At 47.0% G+C, this 24,511-nt stretch carries 18 protein-coding genes; 2 read left to right on the forward strand and 16 right to left on the reverse strand.

Features of this window, described 5'->3' with window-relative positions; all coding sequences use genetic code 11:
• Positions 1–2,493, reverse strand: a complete 2,493-nt coding sequence (locus AC5FXQ_RS07940) for an efflux RND transporter permease subunit (protein ID WP_493601941.1) — start codon at positions 2,491–2,493, stop codon at positions 1–3.
• A 373-nt stretch (positions 2,494–2,866) separates the two neighbouring features.
• Complete coding sequence (locus AC5FXQ_RS07945; protein WP_493601942.1) at positions 2,867–4,369, reverse strand: glycine--tRNA ligase; 1,503 nt, start codon at positions 4,367–4,369, stop codon at positions 2,867–2,869.
• Between the two features lie 228 nt (positions 4,370–4,597).
• On the opposite strand from AC5FXQ_RS07945, the gene AC5FXQ_RS07950 reads away from it, so the two are divergent.
• Entirely contained in the window at positions 4,598–5,734 is a 1,137-nt protein-coding gene (locus AC5FXQ_RS07950) for a hypothetical protein (protein ID WP_493601943.1), read from the forward strand.
• A gap of 322 nt (positions 5,735–6,056) precedes the next feature.
• On the opposite strand, the gene AC5FXQ_RS07955 is transcribed toward AC5FXQ_RS07950, so the two are convergent.
• From AC5FXQ_RS07955 to AC5FXQ_RS08010, 12 genes are all read right to left on the reverse strand, one after another.
• On the reverse strand, positions 6,057–6,515 hold the full coding sequence (locus tag AC5FXQ_RS07955) for a hypothetical protein (protein WP_493601944.1): 459 nt from the start codon (positions 6,513–6,515) through the stop codon (positions 6,057–6,059).
• A 93-nt stretch (positions 6,516–6,608) separates the two neighbouring features.
• The gene (locus AC5FXQ_RS07960) at positions 6,609–7,097 is read right to left on the reverse strand and encodes a DUF4385 domain-containing protein (RefSeq protein ID WP_493601945.1); all 489 of its coding nucleotides are present in this window, start codon (positions 7,095–7,097) and stop codon (positions 6,609–6,611) included.
• Positions 7,087–9,165: a cation:proton antiporter gene (locus AC5FXQ_RS07965; RefSeq protein ID WP_493601946.1), complete on the reverse strand. Its 2,079-nt coding sequence runs from the start codon at positions 9,163–9,165 to the stop codon at positions 7,087–7,089. The genes AC5FXQ_RS07960 and AC5FXQ_RS07965 overlap by 11 nt, the downstream gene beginning before the upstream one ends.
• 1,600 nt (positions 9,166–10,765) lie before the next feature.
• Positions 10,766–12,376, reverse strand: a complete 1,611-nt coding sequence (locus AC5FXQ_RS07970; protein WP_493601947.1) for an Ig-like domain-containing protein — start codon at positions 12,374–12,376, stop codon at positions 10,766–10,768.
• 75 nt (positions 12,377–12,451) lie between these two features.
• Entirely contained in the window at positions 12,452–13,339 is an 888-nt protein-coding gene (locus tag AC5FXQ_RS07975; RefSeq protein ID WP_493601948.1) for a class I SAM-dependent methyltransferase, read from the reverse strand.
• Positions 13,340–15,202 (reverse strand): tRNA uridine-5-carboxymethylaminomethyl(34) synthesis enzyme MnmG, encoded by a 1,863-nt coding sequence (gene mnmG / locus AC5FXQ_RS07980; RefSeq protein WP_493601949.1) that lies wholly within the window; start codon positions 15,200–15,202, stop codon positions 13,340–13,342.
• A 67-nt stretch (positions 15,203–15,269) separates the two neighbouring features.
• Positions 15,270–15,698, reverse strand: a complete 429-nt coding sequence (gene ybeY, locus AC5FXQ_RS07985) for an rRNA maturation RNase YbeY (protein ID WP_493601950.1) — start codon at positions 15,696–15,698, stop codon at positions 15,270–15,272.
• On the reverse strand, positions 15,682–16,107 hold the full coding sequence (locus tag AC5FXQ_RS07990) for an ATP-binding protein (protein WP_007656655.1): 426 nt from the start codon (positions 16,105–16,107) through the stop codon (positions 15,682–15,684). The genes ybeY and AC5FXQ_RS07990 overlap by 17 nt, the downstream gene beginning before the upstream one ends.
• 31 nt (positions 16,108–16,138) lie before the next feature.
• Positions 16,139–19,447: a DUF4175 family protein gene (locus AC5FXQ_RS07995; protein ID WP_493601951.1), complete on the reverse strand. Its 3,309-nt coding sequence runs from the start codon at positions 19,445–19,447 to the stop codon at positions 16,139–16,141.
• Between the two features lie 157 nt (positions 19,448–19,604).
• Positions 19,605–20,366 carry an exodeoxyribonuclease III gene (locus tag AC5FXQ_RS08000; protein ID WP_493601952.1) on the reverse strand — a complete coding sequence of 254 codons (762 nt, stop codon included), beginning with the start codon at positions 20,364–20,366 and terminating at the stop codon, positions 19,605–19,607.
• Positions 20,367–20,464: 98 nt separating this feature from the next.
• A complete protein-coding gene (locus AC5FXQ_RS08005; protein ID WP_493601953.1) occupies positions 20,465–20,815 on the reverse strand; it encodes a hypothetical protein in 351 nt (116 codons plus the stop codon).
• 101 nt (positions 20,816–20,916) lie between these two features.
• A complete protein-coding gene (locus AC5FXQ_RS08010; RefSeq protein ID WP_007656658.1) occupies positions 20,917–21,270 on the reverse strand; it encodes a carboxymuconolactone decarboxylase family protein in 354 nt (117 codons plus the stop codon).
• A gap of 95 nt (positions 21,271–21,365) precedes the next feature.
• On the opposite strand from AC5FXQ_RS08010, the gene AC5FXQ_RS08015 reads away from it, so the two are divergent.
• Complete coding sequence (locus tag AC5FXQ_RS08015; protein ID WP_493601954.1) at positions 21,366–22,052, forward strand: ComF family protein; 687 nt, start codon at positions 21,366–21,368, stop codon at positions 22,050–22,052.
• A gap of 78 nt (positions 22,053–22,130) precedes the next feature.
• Here AC5FXQ_RS08015 and gldJ read toward each other — a convergent pair whose 3' ends face one another.
• Positions 22,131–23,363, reverse strand: coding sequence for a gliding motility lipoprotein GldJ (gldJ, locus tag AC5FXQ_RS08020; RefSeq protein WP_493601955.1), 1,233 nt, complete (start codon positions 23,361–23,363; stop codon positions 22,131–22,133).
• Between the two features lie 63 nt (positions 23,364–23,426).
• Complete coding sequence (locus AC5FXQ_RS08025) at positions 23,427–24,443, reverse strand: PorP/SprF family type IX secretion system membrane protein (RefSeq protein ID WP_493601956.1); 1,017 nt, start codon at positions 24,441–24,443, stop codon at positions 23,427–23,429.
• Positions 24,444–24,511: the final 68 nt, after the last annotated feature.

The raw sequence follows: 24,511 nt of genomic DNA on the forward strand, positions 1-24,511 counted from the left end.
TTAAGCAGTTACTTCTTCTGGTAATTCTTCTTCAAATTTCAACTTCAGCTGGTTCAGGTCAAGCTCCTCGTCCTCGTGCTCCAGGTAGAACTCGTCGTAGTGCTCTATCAGGGCGTAAGGATCGCGCTTGTACTTGCCGCTATCAAAGCTCATCAGCAAAGTTGGCAATATAATCAGGTTTGTGAATAATGCAATCAATAAACTCACCGACATCAGCACTCCCAAGGCCTTGGTTCCGCCAAATTCAGAGAAGGCGAATATCACAAAGCCGAAGAACAGGATGATGGACGTGTAAATCATACTTGTGCCCGCCTCCGTCAAACTGGTCGTGATGGCGCGACTCACGTGGAACCCGTTGCTCAGCAATTCGCTTCGATACTTGGCCAGAAAGTGAATCGAGTCGTCAATGGCTATACCTAGCGCAATGCTGAAAATCAGCGCCGTGCTTGGCTTCAGTGGTATGTTGAAAACTCCCATCAGTCCGCCCGCTATCAGAAGCGGTATCATGTTGGGAATGACCGAGATAATCACCACCCTTGCCGATTTAAACAACAAAGCAATCACAATAGTTACCAACACGAACGCCAGCATCAAACTGGAGCGCAAGTTGTTGATTAAGTATTCGTTTCCTTTGATGAACAGGAGTGTTGTGCCCGTCAGACTAACCTTGGTTTCAGCGCCCGTTTCGTTGCGGGTAAAGGTCATCGTGTTGCCTTCTTCCGTCACGGTTACGCCTTCGCCGCCGTAAATCTCGTGCAGTTCAGGTTTTATTTTGCTGATGATAAGCGTATCGAGCTCTCTGGAACCAGCATCGGCCACTTTGAGCGAAATGCGGGCCGTCTGGCCGGTGCTGTCCACGAAGGAGCGCAAGAGCCGCTGGTTGTCGCCACCGTCTTGTTTGGCCAGGTAACTGAACACAAAGTTGCGCTCGGTATTGTCAGGCAGTCGGTATGAGTTCGGGTCGCCCTCGTAGAACGCCTGCGTCGCTGTCTTCACCAGCCCTACAATAGAAATAGGCGCTGACAAGATAGGTTGGGTGCGCAGGAAGCCTTCGAGCTGGTTGAGTTTGTTCAGGTTCGGCAGGCGCATAACCCCTTGCTTTATACCAGTGTCCACGATAATCTCGAGCGGCATCACCCCGCTGAAGTGGTGCTCAAAGAAAGCCAGATCGGCATTCACGCTGCTCTCGGCTGGCAGGTCGTCCACCATGTAGGAGACCGTCTTTACCTTGTAGATACCCCAGAAAGACGCCAGCAAAGCGACGATTGTAAAGAAGTAGACCAGATGGCGCTTGTGGTGCACGATGTAATCCAGGAACTCCAGGAACTTGTTGAGCGGCTTGGCGTCCAAGTGGCGCAGCTGCCGGAGCGTTGGCGGCGGCAGGTATGAGAACACCACCGGTATCAGCACGATGCTGATGACGAAGGTCACGAAGATGTTAATGCCTGCCACTACACCGAATTCATACAGGATGGCCACGTGGGTGAAGGTAAACACGATAAAACCAATGGCTGTGGTTGTATTCGTCACTAGATTTACCACGCCAATCTTGCTGATGACCCGCGCAAGGGCCATTATCTTGTTGCCGTGCTTGCGGTAGTCGTAGTGGTAGCGCGTGAGGAGATAAGTTGTGTTGGGTATACCGATCACTACCAGGATGGCAGGTATAAGTCCCGTTAGAAGCGATATCTTGTAATCGAGTATTGCCAGCGTACCGAGCACCCATACCACCACCATGCTGATCATGAGCAGCGGGAAGATAACGGCGTAGAACGAGCGGAAGAAGATAAAGAGCGTGATGCCTGTCACCAGCAAGGCCAGCACCAGAAACATTTTCATTTCGGCGGCCACCTTGGTCGTCATCACGGCTCGCACAAAAGGCAGACCCGCATAATGCAGCTTTATACCTGTTTTCTTAGAGAAGGCTTCAGTATGTTCCATCACATCGTCCATCACCTGCACCCGACGGGCGGAATTCAGGTAAGCGGGATCCACGGTCACAGCAAGTAAGGTCGCGCCTGTCTTCTGGTTGATGATTTGTCCGTCGTAGAAGCCCTGGCTGCGCACTACCCGCAGCATGCTGTCGAGCTGCGCCTGCGTCTGCGGCATGGGGTTGAAGATGGGGGCCGTGGTGAATTTGCGCTCGGCAGTGTCCTTTACGACCTGTATCAGGTTAGGCAGCGAAATAACAGCCTTTACGCCTTCTACCGTGTTCAGCTGGTCCGTCAGGCTTTTGAGCTCTCGGAAATTGTCGAGTTTGTAGGCTTTGGGGCTTTGCATGCCGACCACCAGAATATTGCCATCCTCACCGAAGGTCTCTTTAAATCGCTGGAAGTACACCATATCCGGATCATCCGGCGACACGACATTGGCGAAATCATAAGACATTTCTGCGTCTTTGGCCTTATAGCCCATAAACACAGTAAGCAAAGCAAGCAGGATGAGTAGCCTCAACCTGTTCTTTATGATGAAAATGGCAATCTTATTCCACATGGTCCCCAATAATTCGGCAAAGGTAAGGAATTTTAATTTTTGTGCCTTCTATCGATTCCTATAGGCCCATGTGCTGCATTTACATAAAGTCACAACAGATGATAGGCATAGACTGTGGATTACTTAGCCTGCCTACCCATTTATAATATTGCTTGTCAGAACATTAACAGGAGTTTGAGTTGATACATCTATACCTTAATCCACATATAGAAATGGATACATTTTACATAAAAAGTAAACTATCATGGGTTTTAGGACAGATTGAGAGCAAAGCAAGGTATAGCTCAAAATCACAGATGGGTATACCTGCAAAATAAAACAGCCTGCAACACTTAAGTCGCAGGCTGTTCTTTATAGCTATACCTAGTATACCTTAGGCCAGCTTCTCAAATATGCTCTTGAAGTTAACAGCTTTGTCGATGTAGCTGTGCAGTTCGCTGATTGGCATACGCACCTGCTCACGGGAGTCACGGTCGCGCACGGTTACCGTGTTGTCCTCCAGCGTCTGGTGGTCTACGGCGATACAGAACGGCGTACCGATCAGGTCCTGACGGGTATAGCGCTTGCCGATAGAGTCACGCTCTTCGTAGATCATGTTGAAGTCGTAACGCAGCGAGTTGAAGATCTCGGTCGCTTTCTCTGGCAGACCGTCTTTCTTTGTCAGTGGCAAAATAGCGGCTTTCACAGGAGCCAGTGCCGGGTGGAACTTCAGGAAAGTACGGGTCTTCGTCGCCTCACCTTCAGTAATCTCCTCTTCCGTATAAGCACTGCAAAGCGTCATCAGGAACAGGCGGTCGGCTCCTACAGATGTTTCCACCACATAAGGGATGTAGTTGCCATAAGGCTTACCGTCCTCGTTCAGGTCGTTGTCGAAGTACTGCATTTTCTTGCGGCTCAGCTCCTGGTGCTGCGTCAGGTCGAAGTCGGTGCGGGAGTGTATACCTTCCACTTCTTTGAAACCGAACGGGAACTTGAACTCGATGTCCACGGCGGCGTTGGCGTAGTGGGCCAGTTTCTCGTGGTCGTGGTAGCGGAGGCTGTCTGCGGGTATGCCGATGGCCTGGTGCCACTTCTTACGGTTCTCTTTCCAGGTGTTGTACCACTCCATCTCGGTGCCAGGGCGTACGAAGAACTGCATCTCCATCTGCTCAAACTCGCGCATGCGGAAGATGAACTGACGCGCCACGATCTCGTTACGGAAGGCCTTACCGATTTGCGCAATACCAAACGGTACCTTCATACGGCCGGTCTTCTGCACGTTCAGGAAGTTCACAAATATACCCTGAGCCGTTTCGGGACGCAGGTAAATAGTGCTCGAGTCTTCAGCTACAGAACCTACCTGTGTCGAGAACATCAGATTGAACTGACGCACCTCGGTCCAGTTGGTCGTGCCGGAGATCGGGCATTTGATGTCTTCACGGATGATCAGCTCACGAACGGCGTCGAGTTCCTCAGCACCCAACAGCTTGCCCATCTCTACTAACAGCTCGCTGGCTTTGTCATAGTGACCGTCGGCTTCGTACTGGGCGGCTTTCTCTTCTATCAGCACGTCGGCACGGTAGCGCTTCTTCGAGTCCTTGTTGTCAATCATCGGGTCGTTGAAGCTGTCCACGTGACCGGAGGCTTTCCAGGTATGCGGGTGCATGAAAATGGCGGCGTCTATACCTACCACGTTCTGGTGCAGCTGCGTCATGGACTTCCACCACAGGTTCTTGAGGTTGTTCTTCAGCTCTACGCCCATCTGGCCGTAATCGTACACGGCTTGCAGACCATCGTAAATCTCGCTCGACGGAAATACGAAGCCGTACTCCTTTGCATGCGAGATGATATCTTTCAATTGTGCGTTTTCTACAGGGGTTTTCTCTTGTGTCGCCATGCTGCAAAGATAGAAGATTCAGGTGTGATTATGCCATACGGGATTTATAGTTTTTTATCTATACCATTTGGCACTGTACCCATTCATGCTTAGCCATTTACAACTCTACACTGCCAAATAGGTATAAGGATGCATCTGTTAATAATTTCTTAACATTGGATAACCAGACTACTCGCCTATTTTATGGTAACTTGCGTCGTTTTTTAAAAACTCACCCAATTCTTTAAAATGGCTAAGACTAAAAAGGGTAAAAAACCAGCAGTACCTACCCAGCCTTATAAGTTCAGAAAGCGCTTCAGTTTGCTGGACGTTCTGTTTCAAAAGGAGAAGAAGTTCCTTTACTTTATTGCCTTCTCCTTCATCGTAGCCGGCATTGTCTATCCCTACGCTTCCATTGCAATGTGGGTAGGCTTCCTGTTCGCCGCTTACTCAGCTATCGCCAACGACAGTATCCAAACCATTGGTACCTTTATCGTTTCCAACGAAAAGCGGGCCTGGTATTGGCAGTGGCTTTTCATGGGTACGATCTTCCTGGGCACGGTATTCTACAGCTGGTACATGTTCAACGGTGACGTAACATATCAGCGCCTTTCCTCCAAGGGATTCGACCAAACGCCTGACAACTTCGTTTTCCTGCAGCTGGCCGCCCCAATCATCCTCTTGCTCCTTACCCGCTTCCGTATACCTGTATCCACCACCTTCATGCTCCTGAGCGTGTTCACGGTCAGTTCAGGTGCCATTGTGGGCATGATAGAAAAGAGTTTGCTGGGCTATGTCGCTGCCTTTGGCACGGCGCTTCTTCTATACCTGGCACTCTCAAAAGTTATCAAGCGCTTCGTGAAAGGCGAGGCACATAGCTTCTGGACAGTAGCGCAATGGGTTGTATCGGGTTTCCTGTGGCATACCTGGCTGGCGCAAGACCTAGCGAACGTAGCCGTATACCTGCCGCGCTCGCTCAACATCTGGGAGTTTGCTGCTTTCGCTGGTTTTATTTTCCTGGGTATGGGCTTTCTTTTCTTTAAGAAAGGTGAGAAAATACAGGAGATCATCAACGAAAAATCGGATGTGCGTGACGTGCGCAGCGCCACCATTATTGACTTGGTGTACGCCATCATCCTTTACTTCTTCAAAGAACTTAATAACATGCCAATGAGTACCACCTGGGTGTTCATCGGTTTGCTGGCAGGCCGTGAGCTGGGTATGCGCATCAGAGCGCAGGAAGGTAGCGCCAAACTTGCCAAAACATTCAGCCTTATCGGCAAGGATATCCTGTCTGTCACGATCGGTTTGGTTATTTCGGTTATCATGGCGATTGCCATCAACCCGGTTATCCAGCAAGAGATTTATAACTTCTTCTTCGAATAGGCTATACCTGTTCAACTATTGAAAAGGCCCGGCATCAGTCGGGCCTTTTTGATTTGTAACGGTTTAGGTTGTGCATAGTATCTGCCAAAAATTGCCTCCTCTGCACCTATAGCTTACATTCTTAGTAGATTTTCCACATGGGTACACGTTAATATGCCGGCTTTGTTTTTCGCACTGATAAGCAAAAAAGTGCCTGTGAATCTTTCAAGTCACCCACTATACCTGGGCTGACTTACAAGTTTAACACTAGCTGCTGTACCTGATGAAAAAAAAATCCCGGCTCCTTTGCAGAAACCGGGATCTATGTAGAAAAACTGTTTTCTTATTTCTCCGGCCAAACAACCTCCAGGTTGTCGTTGATGAACACGCCAAAATTCACGGCGATCAGTTGGTCTTCGTCGAAGTAAAGGTCGATCATTTCCTTCTCGTAAGAAATGCGGGTCTCGCCTGTCTCCATTTCCTCTTCTTCTATGTCTTCGTAGCCGTGGTCGGCAAACAGTTGCTTCAACTGGTCACGGCTCATTTCAAAAATACGCTCTTCCCAAAGCTTCACGTCGCGATTGGCCGTTTCGATGCAGCTCAGTTTATAATCATCTTCTTTGTCGAAGTAAAGAGAATAGCCTTCCTCCCAGTAGTTCCAGGCCTGATGCTCAAATTCATCTTCTTCGTCAGACTCTTCTATTTCTTCAGGTTCGCCCAATAGTTCTTCTACTTCTTCCATTGTAAGGCCAAACTTGATCTTACCAAGCCCTTTGCCTAACCTGATTTCTTTGTTAACCATGTTGCTATCTAGTTTTATCTTGTATGCAAAGATATGTGATTTACTAATTTCGGAATTAAAAGGTTAATTGATACAATGAACAATTCATTTTTTTTAGGATTCGTACTTCGACCTGAATTCGGCCATCAGCTTTTTATACGTGTCATTTTCCTTCGCCTCTTCCCACTTTTCTTTAAAAATACGAGCCGATTCAGCTTTTACCGGATCGGGGTCTAGCGGTAGTCGGTCGCGGCCGTGAGCTCCGCTCTGCCCTTTCTTATCATCCGGTACGGGGCCCTTATACTTTTGCCCCGTGCGGTGGTTCGCATAGCGGCGTGAGCGGGTATAGCCCATCTGCAAAAACTTGCGTGCCATATCAGCGCCTACAAAGTCGTTCTGACGAAGGTAATCCAAAAACAACCCGTAGATATGCTCCGACGACTCCCGTGCGATCTCGGGCGTCTTAAAGCGCCAATGCGGTAGTATCTCCGACTTATACGGCTCCACCAGCAACACCCCTTGCTCTCCTTTTCCTATACGGTACAGCTCCGGATTTTTTCTGAAATCGTTTTTTTTGAAATCCAGTTCATAGTCAAATTTCATTTCTTGCCCTTGTGTCGTCTGTTATGCTTGTCATGTTAAATTGGTCGTCTTCGTACAGCACAGGGTACTGCTCAGGATAAACGATGATAAAGCTGTTGTCTTTGTAGTTTCTTGACAAGACACGTGGTACTGTATCCAGTTCACTGATATAAGACACTGTTCCTTTACGTGCTGAAATCACTATTACCATATCGTCTTTGCCTATACCTGTCTGGTTGTGCTCAAACTCCGCCATGGTTGGGCGTGGCATATAGGTGGCGTCTATAGCAGGTTTATTTGATTTTACTTCTGTCTTCAGTCTGTTAAGAGTCCTCCTGCCAGCCATAAATACAACTTTAGCCCCCAATTGTAACGACAACAATTTAACTGAGCGTATCCAGCGTAAGAAGCCTCTTTCCAGTTCAGCGTTGGCTGGTACAATCACAACGATCCTGTTGGTTGTGTTGAGCGGTTGCACAATTTTACATACCAAGATCATCTGTTCTGTGTTTTTGAGCAGATTGTCCAACACGGTACCGAAAATTCTGTCGCGGGTTGTAATCTTGGCGTTCCATCCCAAGACCACTTCTGTTATCATCAGTTCTTTAATAGCCCGAAGTATACCACTAGCTACGTTTATATCAATCTTGGAGACAAGCTGTACATCGTGGTCCGTAGCCGAGGCATGTTTGATGGCCTCTTGCAACATTTTATTCTTTTTGAAGATCTCCTCCTCTGCATGCTCGTTGTCTATCACCACAGCTAGTGGGTAGATTGGTTCATGGTAGTGAGGGTTCTTCAGCATGATGGCCAGATCAACCAGGCTTTCCAGTGTTTTGGGGTTTGCTATAGGCACCATGATACGGTCTGGCTTTTCGCTCAGGTCAGGCTTTCTACGGCTTTCTATAATGGCAAGAACCCTAGCAGATTTTTCTGTAATAAATGAGCTACCCAACGATGTAGCTAGTATTAGTACGACGGTTAGGTTAAGGGCCGTTTCTCCGATTATGCCTAGTTCGTAACCAACTAGTATCACAGCAAGAGTTGCCGCCGCTCTTGCTGTACTTAGTCCGAACATCAAATTTCTTTGGGTAGTAGTATAGCCATACAGCTTTTGGGTAATATATGCCGGTAACCACTTCGTTGCTAATGCCAACGCTATGATAACAACCGCCATCATGATTGTTTCTATGCCTTCAAACAGCACACTAACATCAACGAGCATTCCAACGCTTATCAGGAAGAATGGAACAAAAATGTTGTTGCCAACAAACTCTAACCTATTCATCAAGGCTGAGGTATGTGGAATGAGTTGGTTTAAGGCCAGCCCAGCTAAAAATGCACCTAATATAGCTTCCACCCCCGCTAGTTCAGCCAGAAAAGCCGCTGCAAATACCAATGTCAATACAAAGATGAACTGTGCCCCTTTTTCGCTTTCTATCTGCTTAAAGAACCACTTAGCTATCATTGGGAAAACAAACATCACAATCGCCACAAATATGGAAAGTGACACCAACAGCTGTAGCCAGTAGCCTATACCTATGTTTCCTTGCGCTACTCCTGCTACTACAGCCAGTACCAATAGTACAGCTGTATCTGTGATGATTGTGCCACCTATCGTCACAGTGACGGCCTCATTCTTTGTAAGCCCCATCTTGCTTACAATTGGGTAGGCCAGCAGGGTGTGCGAAGCAAACATACACGAAAGCAGCACTGCAGAATTTATCTGGTAGTCATACCCATAAAAGAATAGTATTGTACCTGAAATAACGGGAATCAGGAAGGTAAGGGCGCCATAAACTATACTTCTCATTTTGGTCTTCTTGAAGCCAACCATATCCATCTCTAGTCCGGCTAAGAACATAATGTAGAGTATGCCTACTGTTCCAAATAGGATGATGCTGGAGTCCCTTAGTAACAGGTTAAATCCATTGGGGCCTACGAGTACACCTGCCAATATCAACCCTACTATACCCGGTATCCTTAATTTATTCAGTATGATCGGGGCAATAAGTATGATCAGCAGTACCAGTGTAAATATCAGCACCGGATCCTCAAATGGAGGAACCAGCTTTAGAAGTAATGTCATAGTTTTATGTTAGCGTTTACTTTTTCTCCTTATAAATATAGGGCTTTTATTTTTTTGCCTTTTCTTGCGCCCTACCTTTCCTTCTCTTTTTTGATCATCCTTTCTCTCTTTTTGGCCCGACTTATCCAGCTTTCCACATCTTACCTGACCTTATTAATTTTAATTAGATAAATTTTTAAATAAATCTTCTTTCATCATTAAGGCTGTTTATAAGTTAATAACTGTGGAACATTCTGAATTGTCCTCATTTTCATTTTATATACCCTTGCTTTGCACCTGCCTTCCCACATTTTATTTTTTTGTTAATTTTTATCTCTCAATCACTTAACCGCTTTTTCCACTTTTACCCATTTTGTGTGCATTACTTTTTTCACATACCTGTGCTGCCGTGGAAAACCCTTTTTTCAGTATACCTTTGTCAACTGCTTTCCACTTTTTGTGTGTTCCACAGTCCCTTTGCCCTACTTGTGGAACATGCTCGCTTTGAGTTATCAGATTTGATCCACACTTGTCCACATTTATACCCACCCTTTTTGTGGATTTCTAAACATCTTTTTTGATTTTGTATTCCGGAGGATTTTATAGCCTCTGACGGTGATCAATTTTACCTATTACGGAAGAGGAGCAGGTTTCTTTGCATACAAGTTCTGGCCTGTTGTGATTATGTTCCACAAGTCTCTGGCACGGCCATCTCAAACTGAAATAAATTCTGTATGATACATCCGCAGCATTTTAACTGGTAGCAGTCTGTTTGATTGTTGGCAGGCAGCTCGAAATGGAGTGGAGATTTTCAGCTTGTGCTATTCGAACTTCAGAAGAGCTACTGCACGTTCTTCAATTAGGTTGGGTGTAATGTATTTGCTTAGGTATACGACAGGTAAGTAGTGACTCGGCACCCTTTTAATTAAAGAGTACTCCATTTTACCGCTAACTCCGCCCACATCCTCACCACGCGATTTTGCCTCCTTTCTTTAAGATCAGTCTCCCTCTTTATTCAAGATGAGTTATAGGGGATATCAGTACCAGGTATAGGTTTTCGTCTTTAGTGTTGCTCTCGAATCTATCACAGATTCATATTCCAGATATATACTGGTAGTATTTATATCTCCTAAGCACTCGTTAAGCAGCTCTCATTTTGAATTTAACTGCTTTGTTCCGCTATACCTATGCATGAATTTTGGTTAGATTGTATCATCAATCTTAGGTTATTCCACAAGGCTTTGGGAAGTTGTTTGGCTCTTGAAGAGTGTCTAAATGAATGCGATGGTAAGACAGTATAATCATCGCTTGATAGTTCGTTGGTTCCAGCTTGTTGTCTATACCTGAGTGATAGCTGGCAATTGTTTATTTGACATCAGGAGCACAAAGCTGGAATCATATACTGGTTTTATGACCTATTCTTATTTTCATCTCAGTCTTTCGATCACAGTTTCTCCTCTGTTCTCTTTTTGCTATCACACGTTTCTGTGGACAATTTATTTGGTTTAGGTCCTGCAGGTAATTTTCCCCCGTTTTCGTTGCTGCTTATCCACGGGTTATTGATTGACTGGTATGAGTCGGATACAAAAAAAGGGAGCTGCTGTGGCTCCCTTTTTTTACTCTAAAATTCGATGTTTTCCTCCATCTCCCAGTTCGCCCTTATCTCCAGTGGCTTGTCGTGGAGGTATACCTGCTCAGGCTCTCTTACCAGCTCAGGGTCTCCCCCATCCCATTTGCCATTATTGTTGGCATCTAGTAGCACGCGAATAAAGTAAGTACCTGGCTCAATGCTTCGGAAATTGTATGTCCTTGTATTCCGCACCTGGTGCTTCACCTTGTATTGGTTATCTACCAGTTGGATGATATAGCTCTTTTGCTCTGTTTTTACCGCTCCTCTCAGACTTCCTGCTCCTCTGGCTTCTGCCACCGTTACCTGCAGGGTCGGCATAGTGAAACGTTCACCCTGTACCGGCACTATACCTACACTATCCAGCACGATGGTAGCCTGTCGGTTATTGTTTGTCCATTTAGGCATTACAAAGCTTATCTCTGTTGCCGTGCGATCAAGTGCCACTTGTTCGGGATACATCAGTCTGGCCACCTCTATGCTGTCAGCTAATAGCCGTACAGGGGTTTTTGACTGAATCTTCACCGGTGTTTCCAATTCAATTACGACACGCTGTCCTTCACTGATGGCACCATTGCTTGTATTGCCGTTTTGTTTCAGACGTGCACCCTGCACCCGCTGTGCTCTTTTACCTTCGAAGGCTATCTGTACGGTGTCCACTGTGCGGTTAGCTGCTGAGTCCAGGGCCGTCAGTATAGCTCTTCCTCCAGCGAAACGGCTGTCGCCAAATAAATCCACTATCTTTCCGTCAGTTGATACTTTATGAATTAAGGTATCTTTTGGCGAGTCAACCGGCCTGGCTACAAAGCTTTCTATACCTTCATTATAATTGGCCACAAATCGATCTGTATACCTTTCGCGACGCTGCAGGATGGGGCGTTTTGTATCTATCCTAACAGTCTGAAGCACTACTTCCTGTTCCTCGCTTGTCACGCTTATCGGCTCTGCTTTGTAGGCGATCCACTCCTCCTCTGAATCATAAAGGGAGTTATTATTTTTATCAGTCAGAGCGTAGATTCTGTACTCACCATCTCTTATGTTTTCGAAGGTGAACTCCCCATTAGCATTTGTCTGCGTCTGGTAGTAAGGTCTGCTTTTCCTGATGCTGAGCGTGTCGTTTGTAGGGTATAAAGCCACCACGGCTTCGTTCTCCGGTTGCTGCGTCAGCATTCTTACCACTTGTCCGCTTACCCTGCTCGAGTCTATGAAATTGCCTGTGCTAAACGTTAATACTAATCCTTCGGCGATGTTCTTTTCCGTAATATCCTGTATGCCTTTTCTGAAGTTTAAGGTATAGGTCGTGTTTTCCTCTAAGGGTTGCTCAAACACTAATTCCATTCTGGTCCGGCTCGATCGCACCTGATATTTATTGTCGGTAAACGGTGTGATCAGGAGTTCCTTCTGCAGGTTATTTTGCTGGACCTCTTCGTTGAAATCAAGCGTGATGGTACGGGTACTTACATTCAGCTCCTGTGACTTCGGATTGCTGTTCAGAAGTTCTGGCGCGTCCTCGTCCTTAGGTCCTCCTTCCGGGTTGTTTATACTGGCGCATGAAGAAATGGTAATGACTGAAGCTGCAAGTAAAAGGCTGTTGACAATTTTCATCTAATATTCGTTTAAATGAAAAACAGGCAAACTTTCGCTTGCCTTGTTCTTATTTATTAACACAATAGGTGGTGTTTATTTTCTCTTTGCCACAAAGATCAGGCTCGAGTAATCGTTGCCATTTTTCTCTGCGTAGCTGTTAGACTTAAATCCATTAACCACACTGCTGATGACCTTTGTCTTCCCTTCCTTCTGTTTCTCGCTGAGCATGCTCACGTAATAGGCATCAAACTTCATGGGCAGCACTTCCTCTAGTTTCATCTTATGTTTCTTGAGCAGGCGCTTCATGGTTGGTTGTGTGAAGTGATACAGGTGGCGCGGCACATCATAAGCCGCCCAGTCTGCCTTGTATTGTTGCGCGTCGTGCGAATCGGCATTGGGAACAGCTATGATCAGGGTGCCATCGTCCTGCAGCAGGTTGATGAGTTCTGAAAGTGTTTCGTTCAGGGTATGGATATGCTCCAGCACATGCCAGAGCGTGATTACCTCAAACTTCTCTCCTCCTATCTCACTAAGTTCTTTTGCTATTATTTCACCTGTTTGGCCTGAAGCCTCCTCACGGGCGCGGGTATTGGGCTCAACTCCTCTTATATCCCAACCGTCGTTTTTGCAGGCATTCAGGAACACGCCTGTTCCGCAGCCATAATCCAGTATAGCTCCTTTGGCTGGAGCATGTCTGTTGATAAGCTCTACTTTTTGCTTCGTAGTAATGGAGCGCACCACATGATAGGCCCTGTTGATAATGCCTGTCTTGATGTTGCTATGCGATATGTATTCTTCAGATTCGTAATACTTATCAATACTGGTGGCATCAGGTCGCGGGTTCGTAAACTTGAATGTGCAGTTCTCACATTCCACAATTACGAAGCTCTCTTTTGAGACCGCGTTGTCTGTTACTACCAGAAAGTTCTTAAAATCTTCTTTGCCACATATCGGGCAATGCTCCAGTCTTTCGTAGCTCATTTATTTTCCAAGGTATACCATTAGTACAGATATGTCAGCTGGTGACACGCCACTGATACGTGATGCCTGCCCGATTGTCTCAGGCTGTATACGTAGCAATTTCTCACGCGCCTCTGCTGACAAAGCAGGTATGTTGCGGTAGTCTATTTTCTCTTTGATGTTATAGTTCTCGAGTTCTCCCATTTTGGCAGCCATGGTGTGCTCTTTCTCGATGTAGCTTTCGTACTTCACGGCTATCTCAGCCTGCTCTACACTGTCAGCTTTGAACTTGCTTAGGTACTCTGCTACGGCTGGCACGGCTTCGGCTATATGTTTGATCTCGATGTTTGGTCGCTTGATCAACTGGCCTGCACGCTGCTTTTCTACGATTGGAGCTGAGCCCATCTGCTCCAACATGCTGTTGATATCTCCGGGCTCGATTGGCTTGTTACTTAAGTAAGCGATGATTTCAGCCGTTTCTGAGATCTTCTTATCCACAGCAGCTAAACGGCTTTCGTCAGCCAATCCAAGCTCGTAGCCAAGTTTTGTCAGGCGGATATCAGCGTTATCCTGACGTAGCAGGATACGGTGTTCTGCTCTTGAAGTAAACATACGGTATGGCTCGTCAGTACCTTTGTTTACCAGGTCGTCGATCAATACACCGATGTAAGCTTCTGATCGTCTTAGAATAAACGGCGCTTTTTCGTTTATCTTGTTATGCGCATTTATACCTGCCATTAATCCTTGGCAAGCTGCTTCTTCGTACCCTGTTGTTCCGTTGATCTGGCCAGCAAAGTATAGGTTCTGCACCAGCTTTGTTTCCAGCGTTAAGTTCAGCTGCGTTGGCGGGAAGAAGTCATATTCGATCGCATAACCAGGGCGGAACATTTTGGCGTTCTCAAATCCCACGATCTTACGCAGTGCTTTCAACTGCACATCTTCCGGCAGTGAGCTGGAGAAACCGTTCACGTATACCTCTACTGTATTCCACCCTTCCGGTTCCACAAAAATTTGGTGACGGTCACGATCAGCGAATCGGTTGATCTTGTCTTCGATGGATGGGCAGTAACGTGGGCCTAATCCCTGAATGCGTCCCTGGAACATAGGTGACTTTTCGAAGCCAGTTTTAAGGATTTCGTGTACGTCTGAATTTGTATAGGTGATATAGCAGCTTCGTTGCTTAGCCAACGGCGTGGTTTCAGTATAAGAGAACTTTGAAGGATTCTCGTCGCCGAACTGCTCTTCCATACGGCTGTAGTCGAGTGAGCGGCCATCTACACGTGGAGGTGTTCCGGTCTTCATGCGGCCTGCCTCAAAGCCCAGTTGAATGAGCTGCTCTGTTATGCCTTTTGCTGATTTTTCTGCTGAGCGACCACCACCCATCTGCTTCTCACCGATGTGGATAATGCCATTCAAAAATGTGCCATTCGTTAAGACTACTGCCTTTCCATGTATAGTTATCCCCAGGCTAGTGCGTACACCAACGGCTCTGCCATCCTCTACTTCTATACCTGTCACCATCTCCTGCCAGAAGTCTACATTCTCCGTTTGCTCCAGTGTCAGTCGCCAGACCTCAGCAAATCGCATGCGATCGCTCTGTGCACGAGGGCTCCACATGGCAGGCCCTTTCGATTTGTTCAGCATGCGGAACTGGATCATGGTCTCGTCGGTAATAATACCGCTCATACCACCCAACGCATCAACTTCACGCACAATCTGACCTTTTGCAACGCCACCCATAGCAGGGTTGCAAGACATCTGTGCTATGGTATTCATATTCATGGTCGCCAAAAGAACTTTAGAGCCCATTTTGGCAGCTGCAGCAGCGGCTTCACAGCCTGCATGGCCCGCACCTACAACTATGATATCGTATTCTGGAAACATGTATTCAGGATTTAGAGATGTTTCACGTGAAACATCAAAGGGAGGTTGGTAATTCCCTCATTTGCGATTAAAATTTCCGCAAAGATAAGGAAGAATCTTCGAGTTTGCGCATAGCTGCTTCCTGCTCAGGGGTTTTATCTTTGAAACCAAGCAAGTGAAGAACGCCGTGGATGAGGACGCGGTGAAGTTCGTCATTAAAAGAGGTGCCGTGTGTCATGGCGTTGTCGCGCACACGGTCAATGCTAATAAAAATATCACCTTCGATAGTGCCTTCCATGTCGGCATTGTCGAAGGTGATGATGTCTGTGAGTGTGTCGTGATCCAGATACTCTACGTTGATCTGGTGCAGGTAATCGTCAGAACAGAAAATGTAAGTCAGGCTTACCAGCTCTTGCTCGTGTTGCTCTATGATGTCTGCAATCCAGTCGGAAATCTGCTCTGGGTTTTCCAGCGAGAAATCAATATCCTCGCTGAAGAACTCAATTGGATGATCCATTCTGTGATTGTGTGATGTTAAAGATTAGCTGCACCTTTTTACCATTGTCGAGGAAGTTTACTTCGTCACACAGGTTACGCATCAAGAAGATACCGCGGCCTCCAGGGTTCTCCAAGTTCTCAGGAGCGGTAGGATCAGGCAGGGTGTCATAATCAAAACCAGGTCCTTCATCTTCAATTTCAAAAAGAAGCTGATTATTCTCTACCTGGAGCGTAAGGTATACTAATTTTTCCTTGTCGAATTTATTGCCATGGCGGATGGCATTGTTCACAGACTCTGTTACGGCTACCATAATGTTGCCATAAACGTCGTCTTCAAACTCGAATTCTTCCTTTGAATTGTCTATGAAGCTTTCTATTACCCGGATGTTCTCGATTAAGGAAGGAATCTGAATTTTAACCTGATTCATATTACTTGTTAGTGATGCTATAAGGTGCGTATTAGTTACTCATATTTTGGAAATACTCGCTAACCTTCTGTTTGTAGTAAGGCGTAAGCGCCGGTGATACGGTTTGCAGCAATTCCGTTTGTTTCTCTTTTGTTCTCAAATACTTTTCGAATGATGGTGGAACCCTTCTGGCGACATCCTGAGCGCTCTTGGCCTCACGTTTGTTATCCAGTTCCCGCTCCTTCATTGACTTCTCTGCTTCCAGCAAACGAGTAAGAATTTCGCGCTGTCGCATGATGGTCTGCTCAGTCAAACGTTTATTAACGAGATCAGTCTCGCTTTGTTCCATCATCTTGCTGATATTTCCTAACTCACCGTTACCGCCCTTTTCCCCAGGTTTCTGTCCCTGTTTCTCCATTTCTTTAAGGGCGTTACGCAAAGCCTCTTGCTCCGCAGCTAATTTAGCTAATTCTTCAGACAGTGCCTTACCTGACTTGCCACCTTTTTTTAATTCTTCGATTTTTTTGTTCAAAGCATCCTGCATCTGGCCAAAATCACCGGGTTGGGGCTTACTGCCCTTCTGTTTTGAGGCCATGCTGCCCTGCATTTGCTGCATGGCCTGCTGCATTTGCTTCAGAGCATCGTTGAGCATTAGGGCCAAGTTGTTCATGGATGTCATGGCGAGCTGCTGCTGGGCGGTGGCTCGGCCAACATTGCGGTCGCGCAGCTCTTTCATGCTGTTGTCCATGCTCTGGTTCATCTGGGCCACCTCTCGTGTCACAAACGACTCCAGTTGGAATACCTTCTTGGCAAGAGCAAAAAGACTGTCTTCGATTACCTTGGCATTGTCGCGAAGTGAGAGCTGTTGCTGGGACAGGGAAATAAAACGCGGATCACTTTGGTTAACACCCCGGAACGATTTCATCAGCCCTTCCTGGTCAAATGACAGCTTGATCAGGTTCTCCAGGATGTCGCGGAGGTTGTCGAGGTTCTGCTGCATACCGTCCATGCTCATGCTGTTCTGCATCTGCTCCATCTGCTGAGCCATCTGCTTCATCTTCTCCCCTGCCTTCTGCTGCGACTCGCTGGCTTTCTTGTTCTGGTTCTTTTCAAGCTGCTGCTGCCCCTGCTCCATGTCCTGCTCAATCTGCTGCTGTTCCTGCTGCATTTGCTGCTCGTCCATCTGGTTCGGGTTCTGAAGCTTGTCGTTAAGCTCTTTCAGGTCTTTCATGTCCTGCTTCAGCTGCTCAAACTCTTTCAGTATGCTTTCCTGCTCCTGCTGTAATTGCTTATTGTCTTCCTGCTTTTGGGCGGTTTTATCGGCCAGTTCTTCCTGCTCCTTGGCCATTTCCTCCAGCTTATTGGTGATGTTGTCGAGCTTTTGCTCAAACTGGAGTTGCTTAAACAGTTCAAGCGCCCGCTCTAATTCGCGCTCCAGGTTGCGCTCACGGTTGTCGAGTTTGCTCAGCAGCTTTTGCAGTTCGGAATCCTTAGGGCTCTGCTCCTGCAATAGTTTTTCCAGTTCCTCGTACAGCTTTTTGGTTTCTTCATCAAGTAGGCTATCCATCAGCTTTTTCAGCTCCTGTGCCTTTTCAGCCAGCTGTTTGTCCTGCTCCGAGAGCATGTTCTGCTTTTTATTGAGCTCGTCGAATAATTCTTTCATCGAGGAGATGTCCTGCTCCAGTTGCTTGCGCTTCTCCGCCAGGTCTTCCAATTGCTTTTTGTCCTGCCAGTTCAGGTCGCGCTTGGTTTTCATCTTTTCTTCGGACCGGGCAAGTTCTTCTTTCAGCTTCGTGCTTCTCTCCTGTGATTTGCTCAACTGGCTCTCCACCGACTGTGCATTGCTGTTCAGTTCCTGCTCCAGATCACGACGGCTTGGCACCCGCAGCTCAAAGGAGCGGGTACGGGCACTTTTAGGTCCGTTCAGGCCATCATTGTCCCATACCTGCACGAAGTACTCCAGCTTGTCACCGGGGTTCAGCTGCAGACTAGCTGTGTTCCACTGATGGTAATAAGTCTGGCTGAGTTGCTGTCGGTTCAGGCCGATCGGTACGCTCTTATACTTGGCTTGCGGGTTCTTGTCATTAGTCACTTTGTAGTTCAGCACAAGTCGTGTCAAACCATAGTCATCTGATATTTCGCCAGCCAGCACCACAAAGCGGTAAAGCGCTGAGTCGTGGTACTGCTCCAATGAGATCTGAGGGTGGCGGTCAGGTATAGTGGTGATCTGGTAATTGATTTCTTCTTTGTTGCTGCTATGTGCATTTCGTAGGTCAATGTCGTAATTCTGGCTCTCGGTAAACTGCTTACTAGCTGTGAATAAGTTTGCCTTAGGTTTGGCTACAAGCGATTCAGAGGGGTTTTCGAACTTGAGCTCAATGCGCTCTGTCTCGGTTGCATCAAAGTTCCAGGTGATGGTACTGCCTGCAGGTATAGTCGCGTTTCCGGTGTTTTGAATCAGCTCAGGCTTTCTCTTCAGGTAAGCAGGGTATGCCACTTCCATATGGAAGTTCTTCAGGTTAGGCCGGGAGAGCAGGTTAAGGTTGTAGTCGTCAGACATAAAGCCGGAGCCCTCTAATTGGAACTCCACAGGACGTTGCAGCTGCTTAAAGGTATAGGTATAGCCGTTGCTGCTCTTCTGCAGTCGCTGGCGTCTGCCGTTGTAGTGAATGTATACTTCGCTCGGGATAGTCTTGCCTTCCAGCTGCACTTTCAGTTCAAAGTCCTCTCCTCTATAAGTCTGTAGCGATTCGTTCTCCACCACAAACCGGAAAGGGGCCAACGGAGTATAGTGTTTCTTGTAGTTGATGATTCGCTCCGTGCCCTGCACAAATATGGTAGGGTATAGCAAAGCGATCAGCAGCATAATAACCGCCGGCAATGCAATGTATTTAAGGAGCGGCTTGTTCTCGCGATACGTAACTGCCTCTTCGAAAGGATAATTGACAAGCTGAGAGGAACGTTGGGCTAAACTGGCGGCGATAAGTTCGTTTGTCCGATCAAGGTCTTTTAACTGAATGGCATTCAGTAGTTTATCTTTTATTTCAGGATAATGGTCTCCTACCCTGGCGGCGGCCTGCTCGTCAGAGAGCAGCTTCCGGAGGTTTGTCAGGGCTGAGATAGGAAGAATGATCCAGCGAATGAGGGCGTAAATCGTGAGGCCAACGAACGAGAACAGCAGAAAGGCCCGCACGATCACCGGGAAGTAAAAGATATACTCCAGCAGGCTGTACACGATGTAAATGGACATCAGCAAGCCTATGGCGAAAATGCTCCCGCGCAACAACAGGTTGAGGTAGAACTTTTTCTTAAAGGCCTGCAGCTGGTATAACAGCTTGTCCATCGCATCTTGCTGATTCATCTGCCTAATTATTTAATCGTTACTGACCCATGCTTACAGCTAATGATTAACCTGAGAGGTGTAAGTTGTTAAAATATAGAAATTTAAGAGAATCTCCTAAAGCCTTTACTATTAAACTGTCTGCACGGTCGATTTAGTATACGTACAGTGCGTGCTACTATATAATATCCAATAAAACAGGGCAGTGATCGGAGTGTTTGGCTTCAGGCAGTATGGCCGCCCGTTGCATACGATCCTGTAAATTTCCAGTCACCATATTATAATCGATACGCCAGCCCAGGTTCTTTGCACGCGCCCCTGCTCTATAGCTCCACCAGCTGTAGTTGTGTGGCTCCTTATTAAAGTGGCGGAAGCTGTCCACAAAGCCGCTCTCGATAAACTTGGTCATCCAATTGCGCTCTTCTGGCAAGAAGCCCGAGCTGTTCGCGTTGGACTTTGGGTTATGAATGTCAATCGTCTGGTGACAGATATTATAGTCGCCACTGATCACCATGCCCGGTAGTGTCTGCTTCAGGTCGCCGATATAGCCATAGAAATCGTCGAGCCACTGCATCTTAAAACCCTGCCGCTCATCGCCGCTTGATCCGGAAGGCATGTATACGCTCATAATTGAATAATCGTCGAAGTCTGCACGGATCACACGGCCCTCATTATCGTAGCACTCCATGCCACAGCCGATCTCCACGTGCTTGGGTTTGTCTTTGCTGAGAATGGCCACTCCGCTATACCCTTTTTTAACAGCTGGGTGCAGGTATACATTGTAGCCCATATCTTCAAAGATGGCACGGTCAAACTTATCTTCGCAGGCCTTGATCTCCTGCAGGCAAAGTACATCCGGATTGGCAGCTTTCACCCAATCCTGAAATCCTTTGGTAATAGCAGCGCGGATGCCGTTTACGTTATAGGTAATAATTTTCATGCTTTCTGTTTCAATTCCATGCACAGGCAGCACACTTCCCCTTTAGTAAGAAAGAGAAGCATGCTACCTGTACAGGTAAAAAATTTAAGTGATGGGATTTAAATATCGTCGGCTCTGTCAAAGTACTCCAGGATATGCCACTTGAGCATTCTCTCCTGATCTTTCAGATTAGTGAAAGGTATAGGCTTGACAGAGCGATAATGGGGCCAACCTTCTTCGTCGACCCGCTCCAGTTCATAAAAACCTGAAAGACTGAACACCTTGCAAGTAGCGATGTGCATCAGGTCTTGCTTCTCCTCTTTTGTGAAGTTCGAGATGCCTCTGCCCAATTCCTGTATACCTATCAGAAACAGGATAGCATTCAGGTCAGGCTTTTTCCCGAAAGTCTTCATCATCGAAGCCCGCAGGTTGGTCCATCTGTGGTCCAGGTTAGATGATTCGTCGGCCATATTTTAATTGTTGAATGGCTGAATTATTCAGTTTCCCGTCTCAATAGAGTGTAACAATTGAGGAAAGTCAACAGAACTATTCAGCATTTGAATTACTCTTTTTAAGAAGCGCTTTGCTGGGCTTTAAGTTCCTCCCAGTACTCAACTGCGCGGCGGAAGTGTGGTATCACGATGGATCCTCCCACCAGGTTGGCAATGGAGAATACCTCAAACACCTGCTCATCCGAAACTCCTTCTTCAAAGCACTTGCCCAAGTGGTACTTGATGCAATCGTCGCAACGCAAAACCATGGAGGCTACCAAGCCGAGCATTTCTTTTGTTTTTACATCCAGGGCACCCTCCATGTATGTATTGGTGTCGAGGTTAAAAAAGCGTTTGATTACCTTGTTATCGTAAGACATGATGCGCTCGTTCATGCGCGTACGGTATTCGTTGAATTCTTCTATCTGACTCATTGTTGTGTGTGCTATGACTGTTTTATGCTTTTAAAAGTATAAGAGATAAAGTTAATCTAAATTCTCAAGAATACCTTAACCACGCCTTTCCCGCTATGCTACAGGATTTCCTGTCTTTACTTTTTCCCGAGATATGCCATACATGCGACCAGCCACTGACTCGTGGTGAGCGCTATATCTGTACGGAGTGTAACGTGAAACTCCCCTACACCGATCTGCATCTGCATGGTGCGACAGAGTTGAACTACCTGCAGCAGCGGTTTTGGGGTAAGGTGCCGGTAAGGTTTGCATTCTCATACCTGCTTTTCAGACCTAAAGGGCGGGTACAGCGCCTATTGCATAAGCTCAAGTATAAAGGAGCTCAGGATGTTGGCGAACACTTGGGTAAACGCTACGGCTCCATACTGTTTGACCACGGATATGCAGCACACTTTGACCTGATCATACCTGTGCCGCTGCACCGGCTGAAGTTGCGCCGCCGTGGCTACAACCAGTCTGATGGGTTTGCCAAGGGATTATCTGAGGCACTGCAGATTCCGTGGAGTAATAAAGTAATGGAGCGTGCCATCGACACGGATTCTCAGACAAAGAAAAGCCGCCTTGACCGTTGGCAGAATGTGGAGCAGGTGTTTGCTGTGAAGAAGACAGAGGAAGTAAGCGGCAAAAGGATACTACTGGTGGATGATGTGCTGACAACTGGAGCAACACTGGAAGCGTGCGCTCTAACCCTCTTGCAAAACGGCTGCAGCGAAGTAAGTATAACCACTATTGCGGCAGCTTAATGAAATAGCAACAGCCAGAAATGCAAAAAGCCCGGGTATACCCCGGGCCCTTTAAAATATAGTATTAACTGTTAGTTCTTATCTGTTAGATCCTGCGTTGATCATCGCGCAACGGAAACCGATTGTCGCTGTAGATGAGTCTTGCGCCATGAATCTTCTGGTACCTGGAGACAACCAGTAAGCTACGTCTTTCCAAGAACCACCTTTGTAAACTCGAACCTCATTGCTGATCAGTGAGTGGAAGCCTTCAGCTGTATCATAGTTTTCAGCTTCGTCCTGGTAACCGTCTCTACGGAAAGGGTTCAAGTCTTCTACATCCTGGAATGAAAGCGGACGGTAAACATCCTGCACCCACTCGTTCACGTTACCAGCCATGTTGTACAGACCGAAGTCGTTTGGCGGATAAGCGTAGATGTAGTCTGTGATCATGGCACCGTCGTTCAGTGAGCCAGCTATACCAGCATAGTCACCACGGCCACGCTTGAAGTTAGCCAGGAACTGGCCCATTTTCTTACCGTATGGGTTACGCAGCTGATGACCATCCCAAGGATATAATCTTCTGTTGTGCTGGTTTTCGTCTTCGTTGTACTGTGTACCGATCAGAGCCTGTGCAGCGTATTCCCACTCAGCCTCTGTTGGGAGACGGTAGTTCGGCAACACATAGCCAGACTCGATTGAGAGAGCTGTTGCTTCTGTTGTTTCCTGAGCACGGTTTCTTCCGAAAAGGCCTCTTCTCTGAGTACCACCAGACGCTTCTTTTGCCAGGTTTTCGTTCACCTTAGCTGTACGCCAGGTGCAGTAGTCATTGGCTTGCAGCCAGCTAACACCTACCACCGGGAAGAAACGGAAACCAGGGTAACGCAGGTAGTACGTTACGTAAGGGTCATTGAAAGAAAGCTGACGCGACCATACCGTTGTATCCGGAAGAGCAGCTACGTATACCTCAGGTATAGAGTCACGCTTCAGGTAGTGCAGGTACTCCAGCCAGTGGATGTTAGCCACTTCAGTTTCGTCCATGTAAAACGAAGCCACTGTTACCGTGCGCTCGATATTGTCACGGGTCATGGCGATATCCTCCTCCATAGAGCCCAGTGTGGTACGACCACCTTCAATAAATACAAGACCCGGAGCCTGAGGGAAGTCTTCGTAATCGTTTACCTGAAACGCAGTTTCGTCCTCGTTGTATTCTATACCCGTGGCCGAGCTGTAATCGCCTGGGTCAGTGCTAGTTGGATAGCCGCCCCCTCTTCCGCATGATGCAAGGAGAGCTCCTCCTACTACAACGGCTGATACATACTTAATAAGCTTCATAGATTAGGACCTACTAATGATAAGGTTCTTTTAATGTAATTTAACGTGCAATTATAACTAAATTCAGAATGCCGGACAAACAATGTTATGGTTTATTTTGGACGATCGACGGCCTGTGAACAAATTATTTAAGTTAAGTTGTTCAAAAACGAGCGAAATTTCATTCGCCCCACCCGCCTGTCTGCCAAATCCCTTCACTCCCACGTCGTGGCTGAAGCCGATACGGAGCCTGTTCAGGCTAATGCCTGCTATCACTCCTAAACTCTGATCCTGGTCTGCGCCAGTTGCAGGTACTCCTTTATATATTACACCTAACGCCAAAGGTGAATAGATAGTATACAAGGCTAAATCAATACGATTAAAATTTTGCTGATGTGTAAAATTCAGTGCCGGACTGATGCTAAACTCAGCATTATAGCGCCTTAAACCGGTATCCAGATAAAATTTGTAACCGGCATTTGCCACAAAGCGCAGCGGCAGCCTGGTCGTCTCGTCAAAACCATAAGACGGCTGGTTGAGGTGCGACACGTTGAGCCCGGCCCAGAAATTGTTATTGTACAAGATGCTGCCTACAGCGAAGCTCACATAGTTGGTTGGATCGAAATGATTGGCTTCGGTTGAAGTAAGAGCGGTTTGCCCAAAGTCGGTTAGTTGATCACCGAAGATCAGGTTGTCATAATTAACACGCAGTGAGGCGATAGATGTCTGAAGGCCTCCTGAAAAAGCCAGGTTGTCGGTAAGGCGGGTATGATAGGCGTAAGCCAGTGCGGCCTGCAGTTTTTGTAATCCGCCAATACCGGCCCGGTCTTGCTGCAGTACCACTCCAATTGCACTTTTGGTACCTTCAAAGCGATAGTCGGAAGAGACCTGATTGGTGATGAAGGATCCGTTGAGCGATGGCCATTGGTTGCGGTGGGCAACAGATACGCTCCAGTCGCGACCCAGTCCGCTGAAGGCGGGGTTCAGGTATAACCGGTTCGCGTACTGCTGCGTGAAGTGCGCATCTTGTGCTGCAGCCAGGCCAGCGCTCAGCAGGTATAGGGCAAAGAGAAAAAAATGTTTTATCCGGGCTGTACGCATACCTTATAAGACCCTAAAACGGTTATAGTTTTAGAGCTAGTGTAAATTCTGCATGGTTTTAGCTATAA

This window comes from Pontibacter sp. LHS1, assembly GCF_058932855.1.

What these genes read in the sequence shown, in the direction of transcription:
- gldJ (WP_493601955.1), bottom strand. Translation starts at nt 23,363, where the DNA reads ATGAAGCTTATTAAGTATGTATCAGCCGTTGTAGTAGGAGGAGCTCTC.
- AC5FXQ_RS07950 (WP_493601943.1), top strand. Translation starts at nt 4,598, where the DNA reads ATGGCTAAGACTAAAAAGGGTAAAAAACCAGCAGTACCTACCCAGCCT.
- AC5FXQ_RS07945 (WP_493601942.1), bottom strand. Translation starts at nt 4,369, where the DNA reads ATGGCGACACAAGAGAAAACCCCTGTAGAAAACGCACAATTGAAAGAT.
- AC5FXQ_RS07975 (WP_493601948.1), bottom strand. Translation starts at nt 13,339, where the DNA reads ATGAGCTACGAAAGACTGGAGCATTGCCCGATATGTGGCAAAGAAGAT.
- mnmG (WP_493601949.1), bottom strand. Translation starts at nt 15,202, where the DNA reads ATGTTTCCAGAATACGATATCATAGTTGTAGGTGCGGGCCATGCAGGC.
- AC5FXQ_RS07990 (WP_007656655.1), bottom strand. Translation starts at nt 16,107, where the DNA reads ATGAATCAGGTTAAAATTCAGATTCCTTCCTTAATCGAGAACATCCGG.
- AC5FXQ_RS08025 (WP_493601956.1), bottom strand. Translation starts at nt 24,443, where the DNA reads ATGCGTACAGCCCGGATAAAACATTTTTTTCTCTTTGCCCTATACCTG.
- AC5FXQ_RS07970 (WP_493601947.1), bottom strand. Translation starts at nt 12,376, where the DNA reads ATGAAAATTGTCAACAGCCTTTTACTTGCAGCTTCAGTCATTACCATT.
- AC5FXQ_RS07960 (WP_493601945.1), bottom strand. Translation starts at nt 7,097, where the DNA reads ATGAAATTTGACTATGAACTGGATTTCAAAAAAAACGATTTCAGAAAA.
- AC5FXQ_RS07965 (WP_493601946.1), bottom strand. Translation starts at nt 9,165, where the DNA reads ATGACATTACTTCTAAAGCTGGTTCCTCCATTTGAGGATCCGGTGCTG.
- AC5FXQ_RS07940 (WP_493601941.1), bottom strand. Translation starts at nt 2,493, where the DNA reads ATGTGGAATAAGATTGCCATTTTCATCATAAAGAACAGGTTGAGGCTA.
- AC5FXQ_RS07955 (WP_493601944.1), bottom strand. Translation starts at nt 6,515, where the DNA reads ATGGTTAACAAAGAAATCAGGTTAGGCAAAGGGCTTGGTAAGATCAAG.
- AC5FXQ_RS08005 (WP_493601953.1), bottom strand. Translation starts at nt 20,815, where the DNA reads ATGGCCGACGAATCATCTAACCTGGACCACAGATGGACCAACCTGCGG.
- AC5FXQ_RS08010 (WP_007656658.1), bottom strand. Translation starts at nt 21,270, where the DNA reads ATGAGTCAGATAGAAGAATTCAACGAATACCGTACGCGCATGAACGAG.
- AC5FXQ_RS08000 (WP_493601952.1), bottom strand. Translation starts at nt 20,366, where the DNA reads ATGAAAATTATTACCTATAACGTAAACGGCATCCGCGCTGCTATTACC.
- AC5FXQ_RS07995 (WP_493601951.1), bottom strand. Translation starts at nt 19,447, where the DNA reads ATGAATCAGCAAGATGCGATGGACAAGCTGTTATACCAGCTGCAGGCC.
- AC5FXQ_RS08015 (WP_493601954.1), top strand. Translation starts at nt 21,366, where the DNA reads ATGCTACAGGATTTCCTGTCTTTACTTTTTCCCGAGATATGCCATACA.
- ybeY (WP_493601950.1), bottom strand. Translation starts at nt 15,698, where the DNA reads ATGGATCATCCAATTGAGTTCTTCAGCGAGGATATTGATTTCTCGCTG.